This window comes from Streptomyces aureocirculatus (assembly GCF_000720475.1).
In the GTDB taxonomy this organism is placed as follows: domain Bacteria; phylum Actinomycetota; class Actinomycetes; order Streptomycetales; family Streptomycetaceae; genus Streptomyces; species Streptomyces aureocirculatus.
In genome coordinates this window covers 97,767-116,320 of the sequence record NZ_JOAP01000005.1, presented here as the reverse complement: position 1 = coordinate 116,320, position 18,554 = coordinate 97,767, and the positions used below count along the sequence as shown (strand labels likewise).

The following is an 18,554-nucleotide window of genomic DNA, read 5'->3' as shown; positions in this document are numbered from 1 at the left end:
CCGGCACGGAGCCCCGGGCGACGACCGAGATCGGGTGACGGAGGTGCAGGGCGATGGCCGGATTCCGGAGTCTCGCGAGACAGGTGCGTGATCCTTACAGCGATCTGGCGCTGCGGCGGTACTCACTGCGCAAGTGCCTGGAGAGATTCGCCCCTTATGGCCACCGGGCGACCTGGGACCATCTGTGCTCCCGCGCGGGGTTCGGTCCCGAGGACCGGTCGCCCGAACCGGCGCGGCTCGTGGCCGCGCTCGACGAACTGGAGGCGGCCCGCGCTGTCTGGCTCGCCTACGAGGAGGGCTTCGCGCGCCGCCGCCGCAAGGAGAAGCACGACGGGCTTCGCCGCCCCGGCAGCGTCGACGACTGGCACCGCTGCACATGGGGCGGGCACGGGGTCGCCTGGTGCGACGACCCCGGCGTCCATCCGTCCGCGCCGCTCGCCGACGTACTGCGCAAACTCATCACAGCCCTCGAACGGGACCCGGACGGCGTCTGCCCCGTGTGCGCCGAGCCTGACCTGGAGTGGCGTTACGGCCTGGCCCACGAACCCTCGTCGGGCCCGGTCTGCACGAGCTGCGGCATCGTGGTGCCCGCCCCCGTCCTCACCCCCGAGGCGGTGCGGCAGTCCCGTAGGCGGCGCTCGCGCACGCTGGTCTCCGCGTGAGCCCGCCGGTCATGTGGTGAGGCCGCCGGTCATGTGGTGAGGCCGCCGTTGCCGTGGTGAGCCGGGGCCGCGGGTGCCTCAGGGTCTGACGACGTCCGTCTGGATGGCCAGCTTGAACTCGGCGAGCATCAGCGGCGCGGCGATCTTCACGTCGCCCGGGCCGCGTGCGGATACCTTCAGGCCCACCGGGGTTCCGGGGTGCACGAACATCTGCCAGGAGTACGCGCGGTACTGCCCTCCGCGAGTCGGTACGGAGTCGGTGGTCGCCGTGGAGTTGTACCCCGTCGACAGGTTCAGCGGGTCCCGCACGAACCGCGAGCGGTACTCCGTCGGCCTGCTGTCCGGCTCCCAGAAGACCAGCGCCGTCAGGGTGCCCCACCCGTCGTGGCTCGGCCAGATCAGACCGGAGCGGGCGTCGGGGAACTTCGACGGGGTGGTGGTGCCGCCGCGGCCCGGGTCGTGCATGTGCCAGGGGTCGTACTGCTCCTCGCCGTGGACGTAGGGGAAGCGCACCAGGTGGTACCCGTCACTGTCGTAGACGATCTTCTGGCGTCCACTGCGGGCCGCTTCCCACTTCAACGAACAAACCGCGATGCTCATGTGGCCTCCCCCGTGCTGTGATGACGTCATGCAGGTATGTCTGAACGGCGCCAGGGGCGCGGACGACGGCGCGGCCGTGCCGCTGTCCCCCGGAGCGCTCGCCACGGCGGCCGCGGAGGCGGCCGCCGTCGGCGCACTCGATGTCCATGTACACCCCAAGACCCCGTGTGGGGAAGACACCGTGGCGCCCCGAGCGGTCGCGGCGACGCTCGAAGCGGTGCGTGCCGCCGTCAGCGTGACCGTGGGGGTGACGACGGGCGCGTGGGCCGAACCCGACCCGGCGGCGCGTGTCGCACAGGTGCGGGAGTGGACGGTGCTGCCCGACCACGCGTCCGTGAACTGGCACGAGCCGGGCGCGGAGGAGCTCGCGCGGGCCCTCCTCGATCGCGGGGTCGGCGTGGAGGCGGGCATCTGGTCCGGCACGGACGGCGCCGCGCGGTTCGCCGCGTCGCCGCTCGGGCCGCGGGTCCTTCGGGTCCTCGCGGAGGTCACCGACCCCGACCCGGCCACAGCCGAGGCCACGGCCCGCCACCTCCTCACCACCATCGGCACCGCCCACGGCCGCCCCGTACTCCTGCACGGCGAGGAGGGCAGCACCTGGCCCGTACTCACCCTGGCCACCCGCCTGCACCTGTCCCGCCGCATCGGCCTGGAGGACACCCTCCACCTACCGGACGGCCGCCGGGCGGGCTCCAACGCGGAGTTGGTGACGGCGGCGCTGAGGCTGGGGCTCTGAGGGGGCCCGCCCCGTCGCCGGGGGCCGGGCGACGGCTTCGGCCGGGGTGGGCGGGAGGAGCCGCAGGCCCGCAGGGCAGCCCGCGGCAGGCGCAGATCCCCGCAAGGCACGTGCCGCACACAAGCGTGCCGCCCGCGCGAGCGAACGCCGCCCGCCAGGACATGCCGTCCGCCGGCGCGTACCACCCGCACCCCTCGTACGAGGCACACCCCCCACGCCGGCGGCAGCCAAGGAGAGTGCGTCGCCCCCGGGCGGCGTCAGGTGCGGCGTTCGCCCAGGAGGCGGGAGCCGATGATGCGGTCGCCGAAGACGTCGTCGGGGTTGGACAGGACGCAGGTCTCCAGGGACAGGCAGCCGCAGCCGATACAGTCGGTGAGGTGGTCGCGCAGCCGTCCGAGCTGCGTGATGCGCTCGTCCAGCTCGGTCCGCCAGGTCTCGGAGAGGCGGGCCCAGTCCGTACGCGTGGGCGTGCGCCCCTCGGGCAGCTCCGCGAGGGCGTCCCGGATCGTGGCGAGCGGAATCCCCACCCGCTGGGCGGCACGGATGAAGGCGACGCGGCGCAGCGTGTCACGGTGGTAGCGCCGTTGATTGCCCGAGGTACGCCGACTGCTGATGAGTCCCTTGGTCTCGTAGAAGTGCAGCGCGGACACCGCCGCACCACTGCGCGCGGCCAACTGGCCGACGGTGAGTTCGTGGATCTTCTCTGGGATCTGGGGCACTCATCGAAGCCTACTGGCTGGTCCGTTGACAGCGGTCGGCGCCACCCCGCATGCTGAGCAAGCGCTTAGTACACCTACATCCGGGAGGCCGGGGCATGGCAGAGCCGAGGATCTTCACGTCAGCCGACGAACTGCGCGCCGCGGTCGGCGAGCAGCTCGGGTACAGCGACTGGCTGGAGATCGACCAGAAGCGCGTCGACCTGTTCGCGGACGCCACCGGCGACCACCAGTGGATCCACGTCGACCCGGAGAAGGCGGCCGCGGGCCCCTTCGGGACGACGATCGCGCACGGCTATCTGACCCTGTCCCTGCTGCCCGCCCTGGTACCGCAGGTGATGCGGGTCGAGGGTATGAGGATGGGCCTCAACTACGGTACGAACAAGGTGCGTTTCCCCGCCACCGTGCCGGTGGGCTCGCGGGTGCGGGCGACCGCGGTGCTCGCCGCGGTCGAGCCGACCAAGGACGACGGCGTCCAGGTCACGGCGCGCGTGACCGTGGAGCGCGAGGACGGTGGCGACAAGCCCGCATGTGTGGCGGAGTCGGTGTCCCGCTACTACTTCTGAACCAGTCCTGAACGGCTGACGCGTTACTTCGGGGCTGGGGCTACCTCTGCGGCGCGGCCCCGCCCGGCGGCACCGCCCCCACCATCCGCAGCACGAGGTCGGCGTACGTCGCGCCGACCTCGTCCGGCGTCCGCCGCCCCTCGACGTTGAACCAGCGGGCCACGTCGATGCACAGGGAGAGCACGGCGAGCGTGGTGCCGGGCACGTCGGGCACGTCGAACTCGCCCGCCCGCACCCCGTCGTTGATGATCTCCCGCACCGCCGCGTCGGACTGCCTGCGCAGCGCCACGATCTCGGTGCGGTGCTCGTCGCTGAGCGCGTCGAGTTCGTACTGCACGACCCGGGCGGTCGTGTGGTGTCCGGCGTGCCAGCGGACGAAGGAGCGTACGGCGGCGGAGAGCCGTTCGGCCGGGGTGCCCTCGCCGTCGGCGGCCGAGCGCAGGATGTCGAGCGCCTTGTCGTGCCCGAGCCTGCTGATGCGGTGGAGCAGCTCTTCCTTCGTCTTGTAGTGGATGTAGAGCGCGGCGGGGCTCATACCGGCGCGGCCCGCGATGTCCCTGGTGGTCGTGGCGTGATAGCCGCGCTCGGCGAAGGCCTCCACGGCGGCGATCAGCAGCCGCCTCGCCGCATCGGGACTGACCTCGGCCCACGGCTGTTCCTCGCCGAGGGTCTCCTTCGCCGCACCCATGCGTGCTCCTTCCACCGATCAGGACAGACACCCTACCCTGAGGGTGAGCAAGCGCTTAGGCAAGCGTGCCCTTCCGTGGCTGGCCACATCGCGGCGGTCAGAAGGCGGACACCCCGGTGAGCGCCCGTCCGATGACCAGCTTCTGGATCTGGCTGGTCCCCTCGTAGAGGGTCATCACGCGGGCGTCGCGCAGGAGTTTGCCCACCGGGTACTCGTCGATGTAGCCGTAGCCGCCGAACACCTGGAGCGCGTTGTTCGCCGCGCGCACCGCGGCCTCCGACGCGAACAGTTTGGCCTTGGAGGACTCGGTGGCGAACGGCAGGCCCCGGTCGATCAGGTCGGCGACCCGCCAGGTGAGGAGCCGGGCGGCGTCGACGTCCACGGCGATGTCGCTGATCAGCTCCTGCACCAACTGGTGCCGGGCGATGCTCTTGCCGAACTGCTCACGCTCCCCCGCGTACGCGACGGCCGCGTCCAGGGCGGCACGGGCGATGCCCACGCACCCGGCGGCGACCGACATCCGCCCCTTGGCGAGGGCCGACATCGCGACCGAGAACCCCTTGCCCTCGTCCGCCAGCATGGCGTCGGCGGGCACCCGCACATCGTCGAGGACAAGCTCGGCGGTGGCCTGCCCGCGCAGTCCGAGCTTGCCGTGCACGGTCCTGCGGGTCAGCCCCGGGGATTCGGTGGGCACGAGGAAGGCGGAGACGCCCTTGTGGCCCGGGGCGTCGTTGGTGCGCGCGAAGAGCAGCACCACATCGGCCCAGGTCCCGTTCGTGATGAACATCTTGGACCCGTTGACGATGTACGCGTCCCCGTCACGGACCGCCCGGGTGGCCAGATTTCCCGCGTCCGAGCCGGTGCCGGGTTCGGTGAGCCCGAAGCACCCGATGTACTCACCCGAGGTGAGCCCCGGCAGCCAGCGCCGCTTCTGCTCCTCGCTCCCCCAGGCCGCGACGGACTTGGCGACAAGGCCGAGGGAGACGGACACGATCCCGCGCACCGAGGAGTCGCCCCGCCCCAGCTCCTCCGTCACCAGGCAGTACGCCAGGTGGTCGCCGCCCGAGCCGCCGTACTCCTCGTCGATCGTCAGCCCCAGGAACCCGACGTCGCCGAGGCGCCGCACGATCGACTTGTCGACACTCTCGGCACGGTCCCAGGCGGTCACGTGCGGGGTGATCTCGCGCGCGACGAAGTCCTCGGCGAGCCGCCTGACGGCTTCCTGCTCCGTACTGAGCTCCAGGTCCATCGCGGGCACCCCACGTTCGCTTCCGGACGTACTTCCGGACATAAATTAGCACTGCTAGTTTCTGGTGGCAGCCCTACTATGTGCCGCATGGCCCGACCGCGCAAGCCCCTCCTCAGCCGAGATCGCATCGTCGAAGCGGCGCGCGCCCTCGTGGACGCCGAGGGCCTTCCCGCGCTGTCCACCCGCAGGCTTGCCGCCGAACTCGGCGTCAGCGGGCCCTCGCTCTACAACCACTTCCGCACCAAGGACCAGATCCTCGAAGCCGTCGCGGACTCGGTCAGCGCACAGGTCGACCTGTCGATGTTCGAGGACGGCAGGGACTGGCGCGGCGCGCTGCACGACTGGGCCGTCTCCTACCGCGCGGCCCTCACCCTGCATCCGAACATCGTCCCCGTCCTGGCCCGCGGGCCGGGGCGGCGCCCGGCCGGGCTGCGGGTCGCCGACGCGATGTTCGGGGCGATGGTCGACGCGGGGTGGCCGCCCGCCCAGGCCACGTCGATCGGCGCGCTCATGCGGTACTTCATCATGGGGTCCGCGCTCGGGTCCTTCGCCGGGGGGTTCGTCGACGACGAGGCCGCGTACGACCCCGCCGACTATCCGCATCTCGGGCAGGCGCATCTGCTTGCCGAGCGTCAGGAGGTCGTGGACGAGAGGGCCTTCGACGCGGGATTGCGGGCGCTGCTCGACGGCCTGGCGGTCCAGTACGAGCGCCTGCCCGCGGCGCGGCGTACGGGGTGAGGGACGCGTCCGGTACGGCGGGAAGGGCGCGTCCGGCCCCACGCACCCTCAGAACACCACGAGCGCCCGTCCGCCCCTGCCCGCCAGCATGTTCTCGAACGCCATCGGGATGTCGTCGAGGGTGATGCGGTCGGTGACGAGGGCGGCGAGGTCCAGGCGGCCCGCGCGGACGTGGTCGGCGAGGGCGGGGAGGTCGGTGGCGGGGTCGGAGTTGCCGTAGACGCAGCCGGACAGGGTGCGGCCCCAGTGGAAGATCTCCAGGGCGTTGAAGGTGACCTGCTGGTCCTTGCCGCCGATACCGACGACCGTGGTGCGCCCACCGCGCCGCGTCGACTCCCAGGCGGTACGGATCGTCACGGCACGCCCCACGCACTCCACGGCCACATCCACCCCGTGCCCCCCGCTCAGCTTGCGGATGTCACGGGCGGTGGCGCCGGAGGCGACCACGTACTCCGTGGCTCCCGCGGCACGCGCCAACTCCTCCTTCTGCGGCGACACGTCGACCGCGACAATCTGCGCCGCACCGGCGATACGGGCGGCCTGGAGGGCGGCGAGGCCCACCCCGCCGACGCCGAACACGGCCACCGTCTCGCCGGTACGCACCCGCGCCGCGTGGTGCACGGCCCCGTACCCGGTCAGGACCGCGCAGCCGAGCAGGGCGGCGTCGGTCAGCGGGATGCCGTCCGGCACCGGAAGCACGCAGGCCGCCGGGACCACCGTCTCCTGCGCGAACGCGGCGACGTTCAGGCCGGGGTACAGGTCGGTGCCGTCGGCCCGCCGCGCGTACACCGTGCCCGCACCCGTGAGCGCGTCCCCGCACAGCCACACCTCGCCGAGCTCGCAGGCGTGGCAGCGGCCGCAGGACGGGGCCCAGTTGAGGACCACACCGTCGCCGGGCACTACCTGCCCGACGCCCTCGCCGACGGCCACCACCGTGCCCGCCCCCTCGTGCCCGAGCACCGCGGGAACGGGCACCCGCATCGTGCCGTCGGACAGCGACAGGTCGGAGTGGCACACCCCGGCGGCGGCCAGCCGCACCCGCACCTGGCCGGGGCCCGGCTCGGGCAGGTCGATGTCGGTGATCTCCAGGGGGGAGCCGACGGCGGGCAGGACGGCGGCACGGACGCGGACCACGATGGCGTACTCCTAGCGGCGGAAGGCGGAGGCGGTGGTGGAGGAGCCGGTCAGAACTGGAGGGACTTGGTCTGGAGGTACTCGGCGAGCCCGTGGGCGCCGAGTTCGCGGCCCACCCCGGACTGCTTGTGACCGCCGAACGGCGCCAGCGGGTTGAAACTGCCGCCGTTGATGTCGACCTGTCCGGTCCGCAGCTTGCGGGCGAAGGCGGCGGCCTCCGCGTCGTCGCCCGCCCACACCGCGCCGGCGAGGCCGTACACGGTGCCGTTGGCGATGGCTTCGGCGTCGGCCTCGTCCTCGTACCGCAGGAGCGAGAGGACCGGGCCGAAGATCTCCTCCTGGGCGATGGTCATGTCCGGGGTGACGTCGGCGAAGACCGTCGGGCGTACGTAGTAGCCGTGCGCGCGCGGGGCGTCGGGGCCGCCCGCGACGAGGCGGGCGCCCTCCTCGACGCCGCGCTCGATATAGCCGCGTACGCGCGCACGCTGCCGCTCGCTCACCACCGGGCCGATGCGGTCGCCGTACTTGGCGGCGGCGGCCTTGGCGAGTTCCACCGCCTCGTCGTACCGGGATGTGTGCACCAGCATCCGGGTCCAGGCGCTGCACGTCTGGCCGGAGTTGGCCATGACGTTGGCGACGCCGACGTTGACGGCCTTGACCAGGTCGGCGCTCGGCAGGATGACGTTGGCGGACTTGCCGCCGAGTTCGAGGGCGACGCGCTTGACGGCCGCGCCCGCGATGGCGCCGATCTGCTTGCCGACGGCCGTGGAGCCGGTGAACGACACCAGGTCCACGCCCTCGTGCTCGGCGAGCGCCTGGCCCGCGACCGGGCCGAGGCCGGTGACGAGGTTGAACACGCCCGCGGGCAGGCCCGCGTCGTGGGCGATCTCCGCGAACAACTGCGCTGTCAGCGGGGTGTTCTCGGCGGGCTTGAGGACCACCGTGCAGCCGGCGGCGAGGGCCGGGGCGACCTTGGCGACGATCTGGTGGAGCGGGTAGTTCCAGGGCGTGATGGCACCGACGACGCCCACGGGCTCGGCGTACACCGTGGAGTTGCCGACCGTCTCCTCGAAGGGATACGTGGCCGTGAGGTCCGCGTAGGACCCCGCGACCAGGATCGGGACGGCGGCGTGCACGGCCTGTGAGAAGGCGAGCGGGGCGCCCAGTTCGGCGGTGACGGTCTCGGCGATCTCGTCCTTGCGGGCGACGAGGCCGTCGCGTACGGCACCGATCTTCGCCGCGCGTTCGGCGGGCGGGGTCGCCGACCAGGCGGGGAGCGCGGCCCCGGCAGCGCGCACGGCCGCGTCCACGTCGTCCGCGGTGCCCGCGGGGACGTGGGCGACCACCTGTTCGTCGGCCGGGTTGACGACCGGGATCGTGTCCCCCGTCGTGGCCGGGCGCCATGCGCCCGCGATGTACATCCCGTCGTGGGCCTTCATCCCGTTCCTCCCCAGCACAACCGCGCACGGGTGCCGTCCGGCACTCGTCGGGGACCCAAACTAGCGCCGTTAGTTTTTTGCCGCCAGGGCGCTCTTGTCGGGGCGGCCCAGCGGGTGCGCCGGCCGCAGCCCCAGACCCGCCGCCACCAGGAGCAGCGCGCCGAGCGTCACGAACGGCGCCCCCACCCCCGCGACGCCCGCGATGGCACCGGCGCCCGCGGGGGCGGCGACCTGGCCGAGGCGGTTTCCGGTGAGCCGCAGGGCCAGTGCCGTGGACCGCGCCTCCACGGGGGCCGCCTGGACCACCGTCGTCATGGACAGCGGCTGGCCGACGCCGAGGCAGAAGCCGAGCAGGACGAGCAGGGCGGCGAGCCCCCACACGGGCACCGGCAGCGCGATCGCGGCGCACAGCACTCCGCCGAGGAAGCATGTGACGGTGATCAGCGCGCGCCGCCCGAGGAGCCGGAGCAGCGGAGTCATCACCAGGCGGCAGGCGATCGTGGCGCCCGCCCGCAGGCTCAGCAGGATGCCGACGGTGGCGGGGGCGATCCCCCGGTGTTCGCCGACGACCGGCAGGTAGGCGGTGAGAATGTCCGTCGCGGAGAGCACGGCGAGGCTGATGAAGATGCCCGCGGGCACGCCCCGCGCCCGCAGGATCCCGAGTACGGGCACCTTGGCCGCGGTGCGGGGCGGCCCCGCGGACCCGGGCGCGCCGGTCGCCCCCGTGGGTGGGGGCGCCCCGTCCGGCCCGCGCCCGGTGACGTACTCGATCCGCCACAGCGAGGTGACCGCGGCCGCGGCCACGGCGGCCGAGGCCACCAGGGCGAGGGCGCTGCTGCGGTCCATGTCGGGGCCGATGAGGGCGCCCGCGGCGATGGGCCCCACGAGCTGGCCGAGGGAGGCGCCGATGGTGAAGTGGCCGAAGTTGCGGTCCTGTTCGGCGGGCGCCGACTGCCGGGCGACGAGGGACTGGGCACCGATGACGAAGCAGAGGTGGCCGAGGCCCATGAGCCCGCTCCACGCGGCGAGCGCGCCGAGGGACGACGCCGTACCGCTGAGCGCGCAGCCGCCTGCGATGAGGGCGACACCCACCGGGAGGAGCGGTGCGCAGCGGCCGTGGTCGGTGCGGCGGCCGAGCGGCACGGCGGCGAACAGCGGAAGCAGCGCGTACACCCCGGCGATGACGCCGACGGCCCGCTCGTCGGCGCCGAGGGACAGCGCCCGGTAGGAGACGGCGGGCCGCGCCATCGACACGGCGCCCTGCGCGAAGCTGAAGGCGATGACGAGACGCAGCAGCCAGCCCCGGCCGGGCGGCCGGGAGCCGGTGCCGCGTCCTGGCCGCATCAGATGATGCCGAAGAGGATGCCCGCGCCGAGCACGACGAGCGAGGTGAGCACGGCCCATTTGACGGTGAAGCGGGTGTGGTCGCCGAACTCCACCTTGGCCATGCCCACGAGGACGTACACGGCGGGCACGAGCGGGCTCGACATGTGCAGGGCCTGGCCCGCGATGGAGGCGCGGGCGATCTCCAGGGTGGAGACGCCGTGCGCCTGGCCCGCTTCGGCGAGGACCGGCAGGACGCCGAAGTAGAAGCCGTCGTTGGACATGAAGTAGGTGAGCGGGATCGAGAGCAGGCCGGTCACCAGGCCCATCTGGCCGCCCATGCCGTCGGGGACGGTGCCGACGAGCCAGTCGGCCATGGAGTCGACCATGCCGGTGCCGGTGAGGACGCCGGTGAAGACGGCGGCGGCGAAGACCATGCCGGTGACGTTGAGGACGTTCTCGGCGTGGGCGGCGATGCGGGCCCGCTGGTCCGGCATGTGCGGGAAGTTGACGGTGAGGGCGAGGGCCGCGCCGAGCAGGAACAGGACCGGGATCGGCAGCCACTCCATGATCATCGCGGTGAGGAGGAGGACCGTCAGACCGGCGTTGAACCAGTAGAGCTTGGGGCGCAGGGTGGGGCGGTGGGGGTCGAGCCCCTGGAAGCCGTCGTCGTCGGGCTCCCCACCGGGGGCGTCCCCACCGGCGGCGGCTCCACCGGCAGCGGCTCCACCGGAAGTGCCCTCGCCGGAGGCGGTCTCGCCGGAAGTGCCCTCGCCGGAGGTGTCGGCACCCGTTCCGGAACCCGCCCCGCCGGACGGCGACGTCTTCGTCAGGTCCGCCCGCGCCGCACCTGCGCGCGTACCGCCCCCGGCCCCGGCGCCGACGAGCACCGTCTCCCCGGCCGTCTCCGTCTCGGTCTCGGTCTCCGTCTCCTTCGTCAGGACCTCGTCGAGCGAGAGCACCCCGAGCCGCTTGCGCTCCCGCAGGCCGAGGGCGTACGCGAGGACGAAGACGGCGACGAGCCCGCAGGCGAGCGCCGGGATCATGGGGACGAAGATGTCGCCGGCGTCGACCTTGAGGGCGGTGGCCGCGCGGGCGGTGGGGCCGCCCCAGGGCAGCGTGTTCATCACGCCGTTGGCGGTGGCGGCGACACCGGTCATCACCACGAGGCTCATCTTCAGCCGCTTGTAGAGCGGATACATCGCCGAGACCGTGATCATGAAGGTGGTGGAGCCGTCGCCGTCGAGCGAGACGATCGCGGCGAGCACGGCGGTGCCGACCACGATCCGCATCGGGTCCGCCTTGCAGAAGCGCAGGATGCCGCGGACGATCGGATCGAAGAGGCCGACGTCGATCATGACGCCGAAGTACACGATGGCGAACATGAGCATCGCGGCCGTGGGCGCGAGATTGCCGACGCCTTCGAGGACGTAGTCCCCGAGGTGGGCGGCCTTTCCGACGAAGACACAGAAGAGCGCGGGAATCAGCACGAGTGCCGCGATCGGCGACATCTTCTTCATCATGATCAGCACCAGGAAGGTGGCGATCATGACGAATCCGAGGATTGTCAGCATGGGGGCTACCTAACGTTCACCATCGAACTCCCACCAGGTCTGGCGGTTTCGGATGACCGTAGGACCGGCGATCCAGCGTTAACAAGATGTTGACGCGCGAGCAATAAGCGCAAAACTCCAGGTCAGCGAAGTTCCGCCGGGCGTGGCGAGGTGACGGAGACCGGGAAGCCGTTGAGCACCGCGGTGCCGGAGAGCGGGTCGAGGAGGGTGCCGTCCAGGAGCTGGTTGACGTTCGCGCCCGGGTCGGCGGCGGCCACGCTCAGCTTGGTGCCGGGCCGGTCGTGACCCCAGCCGTGCGGCAGGCTCACGACGCCGGGGCGCACGGTGTCGGTGATCTCCACGGGTACGGTGATCTCGCCGCCCGCGGCGCCGACCCGCGCGGGCCCGCCGTCGTCGAGGCCGAGCCGGGCGGCGTCGTCGGGGTGGACGTGCAGGGTGCAGCGGTTGGAGCCGCCGACGAGGGTGGGCACGTTGTGCATCCAACTGTTGTTGGAGCGCAGATGGCGGCGGCCGACCAGGACGAGCCCGCCCCCGTCCGTGCCCGCGGCGCGCCGCGCACGTGCGTCCTCCAGGGCGGTCCTGAGGCGCGGGATGTCGGCGGCGATCGGCCCCGGCAGCAGTTCGATGTGTCCGCTGCGGGTCTTGAGGAGTTGCGGGACGCGCGGGGTGAGGGGGCCTAGGTCGATGCCGTGCGGGTGGTCGAGGAGGCGCCGGAGGCTGAGTCCTTCGGGCTCCGCGCCGAACCCGTCGCCGTACGGGCCGAGGCGCAGCATCATGTCGAGGCGCCGCTCGGGGCCGCTCTCCCCGGTGAGCCGGGCCGCGAGTTCCTCGGGGTCGCGGCCGTGCACGCGCGTGTGCGGCTCGGTGACGGCCTTGGCGAGCGCCCGCTGGACGGCCAGAGCGTCGACGGCCGCCGGGTCGGCGCCGTGCAGGCCCGTGACGGCGAGCACCAGACGGGCCTGGATCTCGGTCTCCGCCATCCTGCCCTCCTCCAGGGGCACGGCGGCGCGGGTGTAGCGGACCTGGTTGCGTACGGCGAAGGCGCTGAAGGCGAAGGCGTGGTGGGCGCTCTGCGCGGGCGGGGGCGGCGGCAGGACGACATGCGCGTGCCGCGCGGTCTCGTTCAGGTACGGGTCGACGCTGACCATGAAGTCCAGGGATGCCAGGGCCTTGTCGAGGCGGTCCCCGTCGGGGGCGGAGAGGACGGGGTTGGCGGCGATGCAGACGACGGCACGAACGGGGCTCGCACCGAGACCCCCGCCGGGCGCGGCGCCCAGTCCTCCGGCGGACCCGCCGGGCCCAGCGCCCAGACCCCCCTCCACCCCGCCGGGCCCAGCGCCCAGACCCCCCTCCGCCCCGCCGGGCACGCCGTCGATCTCCTCCGCGAGGGCGGCGAGCGGCAGTTCGCCCTTCGCCTCCGGGTGGCCGCTCGCCCGACTGCGCCAGCGCCCGAGCGCGAAGCCCCTGCCGGGTCCGGCGGGCCGCGGTGCGCGGTCCGTGGCGGCGAGGGGGAACATGGCGCCGCCGGGCCGGTCGAGGTTGCCGGTGAGGACGTTCAGGACGTCGACCAGCCAGCAGGTGAGGGTGCCGAACGCCACGGTGCTCGCGCCGACGCGTCCGTACACGGCGGCGCTCGGCGCGGCGGCGAGGTCACGGGCCAGGTCCCGGATGGTGGCGGCGGGCACGTCGCAGGCGTCCTCGACGGCTTCCGGGGTGAACTCCCGTACGGCGTCGGCGACCTCCTCGACCCCGGTCACGTGCCGGTCGAGCCTGCCCAGGGCGACGAGCCCGTCCGTGAAGAGGACCTGGACCATCGCGGCGAGCAGCAGCGCGTCCGCGCCGGGCCGGATCGCCACATGCCGGTCGGCCAGCTTCGCGGTACGGGTGCGGCGCGGGTCGACGACGGTGAGCCTGCCGCCCCGTGCGCGCAGCGCCTTGAGCCTGCCGGGGAAGTCGGGTGCGGTGCACAGGCTGCCGTTGGATTCGACCGGGTTGGCGCCGAGCACGAGCAGGTGGTCCGTGCGGTCCAGGTCCGGTACGGGGATGGCGAGCGGGTCGCCGAAGAGCAGCCCGCTGGAGACATGCTTGGGCATCTGGTCGACGGTGCTCGCGGTGAACAGGCTGCGGGTGCCGAGCCCGCCGAGCAGCAGCGGCGGATAGAGGGCGCCCGCCATGGTGTGCACGTTCGGGTTGCCGAGCACGACGCCCACGGCGTGCGGCCCGTACCGCTCGACGATTGGCCGGATCCCCGCCGCGACGGCGTCGAACGCCTCCTCCCAGGTCGCCTCCTCAAGGCGTCCGCCCCGGCGCACCAGGGGCCGCCGCAGCCGGTCCGGATCCCCGTCGGCGGCACCGAAGGACGCGCCCTTCGGGCAGATGAACCCCCGGCTGAACACGTCGTCCTTGTCGCCGCGCACACCGGTCACCCGGCTGCCTTCGACAGTGAGCGTGAGACCGCAGGTGGCTTCGCAGAGGGGGCAGATGCGCGGGGCGGTGCGGGGCATGGCGGCCTCCAGGGCGGCAGCGGCGGCAACGTGGCGACGGCGCGCGGACAAGGCGAGCGTACCGACCGGTATGCATGCTGGCGAGGGCCGAGCGCCGCCCCCGGCACGTCAGTCGAGAACTCCCGCCAGATACGCCCGCAGCACCACCCCCGCCTCCGCGACGATCGCCTCGTCCCCGGCGGGGTCGACGCGGAAGGCCAGGCGGAAGAGCGCGTCGGCGGTCTCGACGGCGACCAGGAAGGCGCGGCGCAACGCAGGGCCGGGCGGGCGGGAGAGGTGCGCGTCGGGCGGCCGGGCGAGGTGCGCGTCGGGCGGCCGGGCGAGGTAGTAGGGAGCGAGGAGGCGCGCGAGGTGGTCGGCGACGCGGTGGTTGGGGGCGGCGCCGGGGTCACCGACGGGGATCTGGGTGCCGAAGTCGACCAGGGTGAAGCCGGGGGCGGTGCGCTTCATGGTGACGTACTCGTCGAGCACCACGTCGAGGGCCGTACGCCAGTCGGCCGTCCCGGTCGCGGCGAGGCGGTGGGTGACCCGCTCGGCATAGCGCTCCAGGTTCCGGTGGGCGAGCGCGTCGGCCATCGCCCGCTTGTTGCCGAAGAAGCGGTAGACGGAGCCGATGGGGACGCCCGCGCGTTCGGCGACGGCCCGGGTGGTCAGGTCCTCGTAGCCGACCTCGTCCAGGAGCGCCGCGCAGGCGTCGAGGATGCGGGTCAGGCGCTCGGCGCTGCGGCGCTGGACGGGGGCGCGGCGCAGGGCGGCGGCGGTGGCGGCGGGCCGGTGCCCGGGGGTGCTCGGGCCGGGCGTCCCGGGAGATTCGGGCATCCCGGGAGGGTAGAGCACCGTTCACATTTCATCGATCCTCTTGCGCAGGGAAAAAGCGAATCCTACGGTGCTCCATAGGAATCAGGTCCGTGCCGCAGGGCCGGGCCTCAGGGTCAGCCTCACTGACCGGGGAGCCAAGGGAGCTGTGATGAGCGGGGAACACCCGAGCAACGACACACGCAAGACCGCCGAGGGCCTGGGTTACCTCTCCGGCTTCGGCAACGAGCACAGCTCCGAGGCCCTGCCGGGCGCCCTGCCGCACGGCCGCAACTCCCCCCAGCGCGCCCCCCTCGGGCTGTACGCGGAGCAGCTCAGCGGCACCGCGTTCACCGAGCCGCGCGCCCACAACCGCCGCTCCTGGCTCTATCGCATACGCCCGTCGGCCGCGCACCCGGCGTTCACACGCGTCGACAACGGAGCGCTCCGCACGGCCCCCTTCACCGAGGCGGTGCCCGACCCCAACCGGCTGCGCTGGAACCCGCTGCCCGCGCCCGCGCCCGGCACGGACTGGCTCGCGGGCCTGTGGACGCTCGGCGGCAACGGCGACGCCACCCAGCGCACGGGCATGGCGGTGCACCTCTACCACGCCAACTCCGCCATGACCGACCGGGTGTTCAGCGACGCCGACGGCGAGCTGCTCATCGTGCCCGAGCACGGCGGGCTCCTGCTGCGCACCGAGTTCGGGCTGCTGCGCGCGGAGCCCGGCCATGTCGCCCTGATCCCGCGCGGCGTCCGCTTCCGCGTCGAGCTGCTCGACGAGAGCGCCCGCGGCTATGTCTGCGAGAACTACGGCGCGGCCTTCCAGCTCCCCGACCTCGGCCCGATCGGCGCCAACGGCCTGGCGAACGCCCGTGACTTCCAGGCTCCCGTCGCCGCGTACGAGGACGTCGAAGGGCCGGTCGAGGTCGTCAACAAGTTCTGCGGCAACCTCTGGTCGGCGACCTACGGCCACTCCCCGCTCGACGTCGTCGCCTGGCACGGCAACCACGTCCCGTACGTGTACGACCTGCGCCGCTTCAACGTCATCGGCTCCATCTCGTACGACCACCCGGACCCGTCGATCTTCACGGTGCTCACCTCGCCATCGGACACCCCGGGCCTCGCGGGCGTCGACTTCGTGGTGTTCGCGCCGCGCTGGCTGGTCGGCGAGGACACCTTCAGGCCGCCGTACTTCCACCGGAACGTGATGAGCGAGTACATGGGCCTGATCGAGGGCGCGTACGACGCCAAGGCGGAGGGCTTCGTGCCTGGCGGCGGCTCGCTGCACAACATGATGTCGGCGCACGGCCCCGACCGGGAGACCTTCGAGAAGGCCAGTGCCGCCGAGCTGAAGCCGCAGAAGATCGACGACGGCCTCGCGTTCATGTTCGAGACCCGCTGGCCGGTCACGGCCACCGAGCAGGCGGCGAACGCGGACCACCTGCAGCGCGGCTACGACGACGTGTGGCAGGGTCTTGAGCGTCATTTCCGGCCGTAGTACCCCCACTTCCGGCCGCTGTCCGCGTCGTTACGGAAGTACGGAGTCGCTCGTGACCGCTTTCGCCCCGGACTCGATCGTCCTGAACCGAAAGCTGCCGCTCTGGTATCAGGTGTCGCAGTCGCTGCGTGCCTCGATACTCGGCCGGGCGCCGGAGGCCCCGCTGCGCCTGCCCACCGAGGAGCAGTTGGCGGGGCACTACGGCGTCAGTGTGCTCACCATGCGGCAGGCGCTCAAGGAGCTGGAGGACGAGGGCCTGATCAGCAGGCACCGCAGGCGGGGCACGTTCATCGAGCCCGGGGTGCAGCGCGGGTCGCCGGTGCGGCTGCTGGGCTCCGTCGACGCGATCGTGGCCCAGCAGTCCGGCATGGACACCGAGCTCCTGTCCCACGGGCAGGAGCCGGTGCCCGCCGAACTCGCCGAGTACTTCCCGGACGTGGACCGGGTCGCCACGTACCACCGGCTTCGCAGCGACGCCAAGACCGGTGAGCCCACCAACCACGCCCGCAACCACGTCCGTCCCGACCTCGCGGACCGCGTCGACCCCGCCGCCCTGGAGCGGTGGCCGATGACGAAGGTCCTGCGGGACGTGGTGGGCGTGGAGATCTCCCGCATCACCGACACCGTGGAGGCCCGCCTCGCCGACCCGGAGACGGCCCGCCTCCTCCAAGTGCCGCTGCTCAGCCCGATCCTGCACTACACCGGCATCACCTACGACGACCGCGGGCGGGCCCTCGACGTGGTGCGGATCCACTACCGGGGGGACCGGTTCTCCTTCACGGTCACGCTGGACGCGACCTGACGGCGGCTGACGGCGGCGGCCTGATGGCGACCCCCGGTGCCGTCGTACGATGCCGGGCGTGACGCACGACGAAGCGCCGCTGCTCGCGGATCTCATGCCGTGGTCCGTCGCGCCGCTCAGGCCGGGGCGCGGGTGGCCGATGGGGCCCGACGCCGCGTCCCTGAAGGCACGGTGGGACGCGTTCGTCCGTGCCGAGGGCGCCGACCGTGAGGCGCTGTTCGGGCCCACCCGGGCGCGGACCCTGCACACCGCCGTCGCGCAACTGCCGGGCTTCGACGGCGCCACGGAGCGGCTCGCCCGCGCGGCGGGGCCGTGTCCCGAGCCCGTCCGGGTGCTGCACGGGCCCTTCGACGAGCAGTGGCTCATCCCCGACCACCGGCTCATCGACGTGGCACGGCCCGAGCTGTGGCGGGTCCTCGGCGAGGGACAGTTGTTCCTGACCGAGCAGGGATACGTCGCCGACGCCGGCGCGGGCCCCCCGGTCCTGGCGTCCACCGTGCTGCCCGACGGACGCTCGCCCGCGGGGCGGCCCGGCCGTATCCGGCCGCTGTTCCGGCGCCCCGGCGGCGCCGAACCCAACCTGGCCCCCGGCCTGTTGCCGTTCCTCGCCACCGTGTACGGCACCGACGTCACCGCCGAGGACGTCCTCGCGTGGGTCCTCGCCGCCGCGCGGGCCTCGGCGGCCAACTGCGCGGTGCCGCTGCCCGCCGACGCCGGGACGTGGGCGCGGGGAGTGGCCGCGGGGCGGCGCCTTCGGTGGCTGCATGTGCGCGGCGCGGGCGGTGAGCGGCCCAGGCTGCCGGGCGGGCGGCGGCCCTACGTACGCTCGCCGCTGCCCGCGCGGCCCGGAGCGCTCGCGTACGCGCCCGACGACGAAGCCCTCCTGGTGGGCGACGGCGGGGTCGTCTCGCCGGTGCCCGCGGGGGCCTGGGACTTCCGGGTGAGCGGAGTACGGGTGCTCCCGCTGTGGTTCGACCGGCGCGTGGCCGCCGCGGAGCCGGGCACCCTGGAGGCCGTCCGCCCCGCCGTCTGGCCCCAGACCTGGACGTCCCAGCTCCTGGAACTGATCACGGTCCTCGCGCTCCTCGCCGAGGAGGAGCCCTTCGCCGTGGGGGACGGCGACCTGATCACCGGCGCGGAGCTGCGGGCTGCCGGGGTGCTCCCCGTACCGGAGTGGGCACGCCGTCCCGCGTCCGTGCTCGACCATCACGAGGAGGGGCCGGGGGGCCAGTTCGCGCTGCTGTGAGCGCGACGCCAGGGGCGGGGGCCGCCACACCCGCCGCTCACGGCATCCCACCCGTCCCGGGGAGCCCGGCCAGGTTGTACGCCGAGGGGCTGCCGCGGGTCCACGTCCGCGTCACGTTCCCGCTGACGCGGGCGGCGAACGCCCAGCGCGAGGCCGAGTCGGGGCACGGCCGGGGGGAGGTGGTTCTCAGCCGGGGAGGCGGGCCGAGCGGATTGTCGGCCCTTGGGGCCCGCCCGTAGGGAAAGGGACGGGTGCGGCTCAGCCAGGCAGAGCGGACCGAG

17 protein-coding genes are annotated in these 18,554 nt (G+C 73.2%); 7 read left to right on the top strand and 10 right to left on the bottom strand.

Annotated elements, in window-relative coordinates; genetic code table 11:
• Positions 1-53: 53 nt before the first annotated feature.
• Positions 54-662 (top strand): hypothetical protein, encoded by a 609-nt coding sequence (locus tag IG78_RS0105785; protein WP_030560193.1) that lies wholly within the window; start codon positions 54-56, stop codon positions 660-662.
• A 78-nt stretch (positions 663-740) separates the two neighbouring features.
• On the opposite strand, the gene IG78_RS0105780 is transcribed toward IG78_RS0105785, so the two are convergent.
• A complete protein-coding gene (locus tag IG78_RS0105780) occupies positions 741-1,262 on the bottom strand; it encodes a hypothetical protein (protein WP_030560192.1) in 522 nt (173 codons plus the stop codon).
• A gap of 28 nt (positions 1,263-1,290) precedes the next feature.
• Here IG78_RS0105780 and IG78_RS0105775 point away from each other — a divergent pair, with 28 nt between their 5' ends.
• A complete protein-coding gene (locus IG78_RS0105775; RefSeq protein ID WP_030560190.1) occupies positions 1,291-1,998 on the top strand; it encodes a 3-keto-5-aminohexanoate cleavage protein in 708 nt (235 codons plus the stop codon).
• 257 nt (positions 1,999-2,255) lie between these two features.
• Here IG78_RS0105775 and soxR read toward each other — a convergent pair whose 3' ends face one another.
• Positions 2,256-2,717, bottom strand: a complete 462-nt coding sequence (gene soxR, locus IG78_RS0105770; RefSeq protein ID WP_030560189.1) for a redox-sensitive transcriptional activator SoxR — start codon at positions 2,715-2,717, stop codon at positions 2,256-2,258.
• A gap of 95 nt (positions 2,718-2,812) precedes the next feature.
• Here soxR and IG78_RS0105765 point away from each other — a divergent pair, with 95 nt between their 5' ends.
• Positions 2,813-3,280 (top strand): MaoC family dehydratase, encoded by a 468-nt coding sequence (locus tag IG78_RS0105765; RefSeq protein WP_030560188.1) that lies wholly within the window; start codon positions 2,813-2,815, stop codon positions 3,278-3,280.
• Between the two features lie 40 nt (positions 3,281-3,320).
• Here IG78_RS0105765 and IG78_RS0105760 read toward each other — a convergent pair whose 3' ends face one another.
• Together IG78_RS0105760 and IG78_RS0105755 are read right to left on the bottom strand one after the other, a co-directional pair.
• Positions 3,321-3,968 carry a TetR/AcrR family transcriptional regulator gene (locus IG78_RS0105760; protein ID WP_030560187.1) on the bottom strand — a complete coding sequence of 216 codons (648 nt, stop codon included), beginning with the start codon at positions 3,966-3,968 and terminating at the stop codon, positions 3,321-3,323.
• A 97-nt stretch (positions 3,969-4,065) separates the two neighbouring features.
• Positions 4,066-5,217: an acyl-CoA dehydrogenase family protein gene (locus tag IG78_RS0105755; protein ID WP_030560185.1), complete on the bottom strand. Its 1,152-nt coding sequence runs from the start codon at positions 5,215-5,217 to the stop codon at positions 4,066-4,068.
• An 87-nt stretch (positions 5,218-5,304) separates the two neighbouring features.
• Between IG78_RS0105755 and IG78_RS0105750 the strand changes: the two genes are divergently transcribed.
• Positions 5,305-5,955 (top strand): TetR/AcrR family transcriptional regulator, encoded by a 651-nt coding sequence (locus IG78_RS0105750; protein WP_030560184.1) that lies wholly within the window; start codon positions 5,305-5,307, stop codon positions 5,953-5,955.
• A gap of 48 nt (positions 5,956-6,003) precedes the next feature.
• On the opposite strand, the gene IG78_RS0105745 is transcribed toward IG78_RS0105750, so the two are convergent.
• From IG78_RS0105745 to IG78_RS0105720, 6 genes are all read right to left on the bottom strand, one after another.
• The gene (locus IG78_RS0105745; protein ID WP_030560182.1) at positions 6,004-7,089 is read right to left on the bottom strand and encodes a Zn-dependent alcohol dehydrogenase; all 1,086 of its coding nucleotides are present in this window, start codon (positions 7,087-7,089) and stop codon (positions 6,004-6,006) included.
• A gap of 50 nt (positions 7,090-7,139) precedes the next feature.
• Positions 7,140-8,528: an aldehyde dehydrogenase family protein gene (locus IG78_RS0105740; RefSeq protein ID WP_030560181.1), complete on the bottom strand. Its 1,389-nt coding sequence runs from the start codon at positions 8,526-8,528 to the stop codon at positions 7,140-7,142.
• Positions 8,529-8,597: 69 nt separating this feature from the next.
• The gene (locus tag IG78_RS0105735; protein ID WP_030560179.1) at positions 8,598-9,872 is read right to left on the bottom strand and encodes an MFS transporter; all 1,275 of its coding nucleotides are present in this window, start codon (positions 9,870-9,872) and stop codon (positions 8,598-8,600) included.
• Positions 9,872-11,425, bottom strand: coding sequence for a CitMHS family transporter (locus IG78_RS0105730; protein ID WP_030560178.1), 1,554 nt, complete (start codon positions 11,423-11,425; stop codon positions 9,872-9,874). Before IG78_RS0105730 ends, IG78_RS0105735 begins: the two co-directional genes overlap by 1 nt.
• A 122-nt stretch (positions 11,426-11,547) precedes the next feature.
• Positions 11,548-13,929, bottom strand: coding sequence for a molybdopterin oxidoreductase family protein (locus IG78_RS0105725; RefSeq protein ID WP_030560177.1), 2,382 nt, complete (start codon positions 13,927-13,929; stop codon positions 11,548-11,550).
• A gap of 108 nt (positions 13,930-14,037) precedes the next feature.
• Positions 14,038-14,748, bottom strand: a complete 711-nt coding sequence (locus tag IG78_RS0105720; RefSeq protein WP_078964762.1) for a TetR/AcrR family transcriptional regulator — start codon at positions 14,746-14,748, stop codon at positions 14,038-14,040.
• Positions 14,749-14,896: 148 nt separating this feature from the next.
• Between IG78_RS0105720 and hmgA the strand changes: the two genes are divergently transcribed.
• Genes hmgA through IG78_RS0105705 form a run of 3 tightly spaced genes read left to right on the top strand, consistent with a single transcriptional unit; the run spans position 14,897 to position 18,273 of the window.
• Positions 14,897-16,225: a homogentisate 1,2-dioxygenase gene (gene hmgA / locus IG78_RS0105715; RefSeq protein ID WP_030560174.1), complete on the top strand. Its 1,329-nt coding sequence runs from the start codon at positions 14,897-14,899 to the stop codon at positions 16,223-16,225.
• A 52-nt stretch (positions 16,226-16,277) separates the two neighbouring features.
• The gene (locus tag IG78_RS0105710; protein ID WP_030560173.1) at positions 16,278-17,027 is read left to right on the top strand and encodes a GntR family transcriptional regulator; all 750 of its coding nucleotides are present in this window, start codon (positions 16,278-16,280) and stop codon (positions 17,025-17,027) included.
• Between the two features lie 49 nt (positions 17,028-17,076).
• A complete protein-coding gene (locus IG78_RS0105705; protein WP_030560172.1) occupies positions 17,077-18,273 on the top strand; it encodes a type ISP restriction/modification enzyme in 1,197 nt (398 codons plus the stop codon).
• The last annotated feature ends 281 nt before the right edge of the window (positions 18,274-18,554 follow it).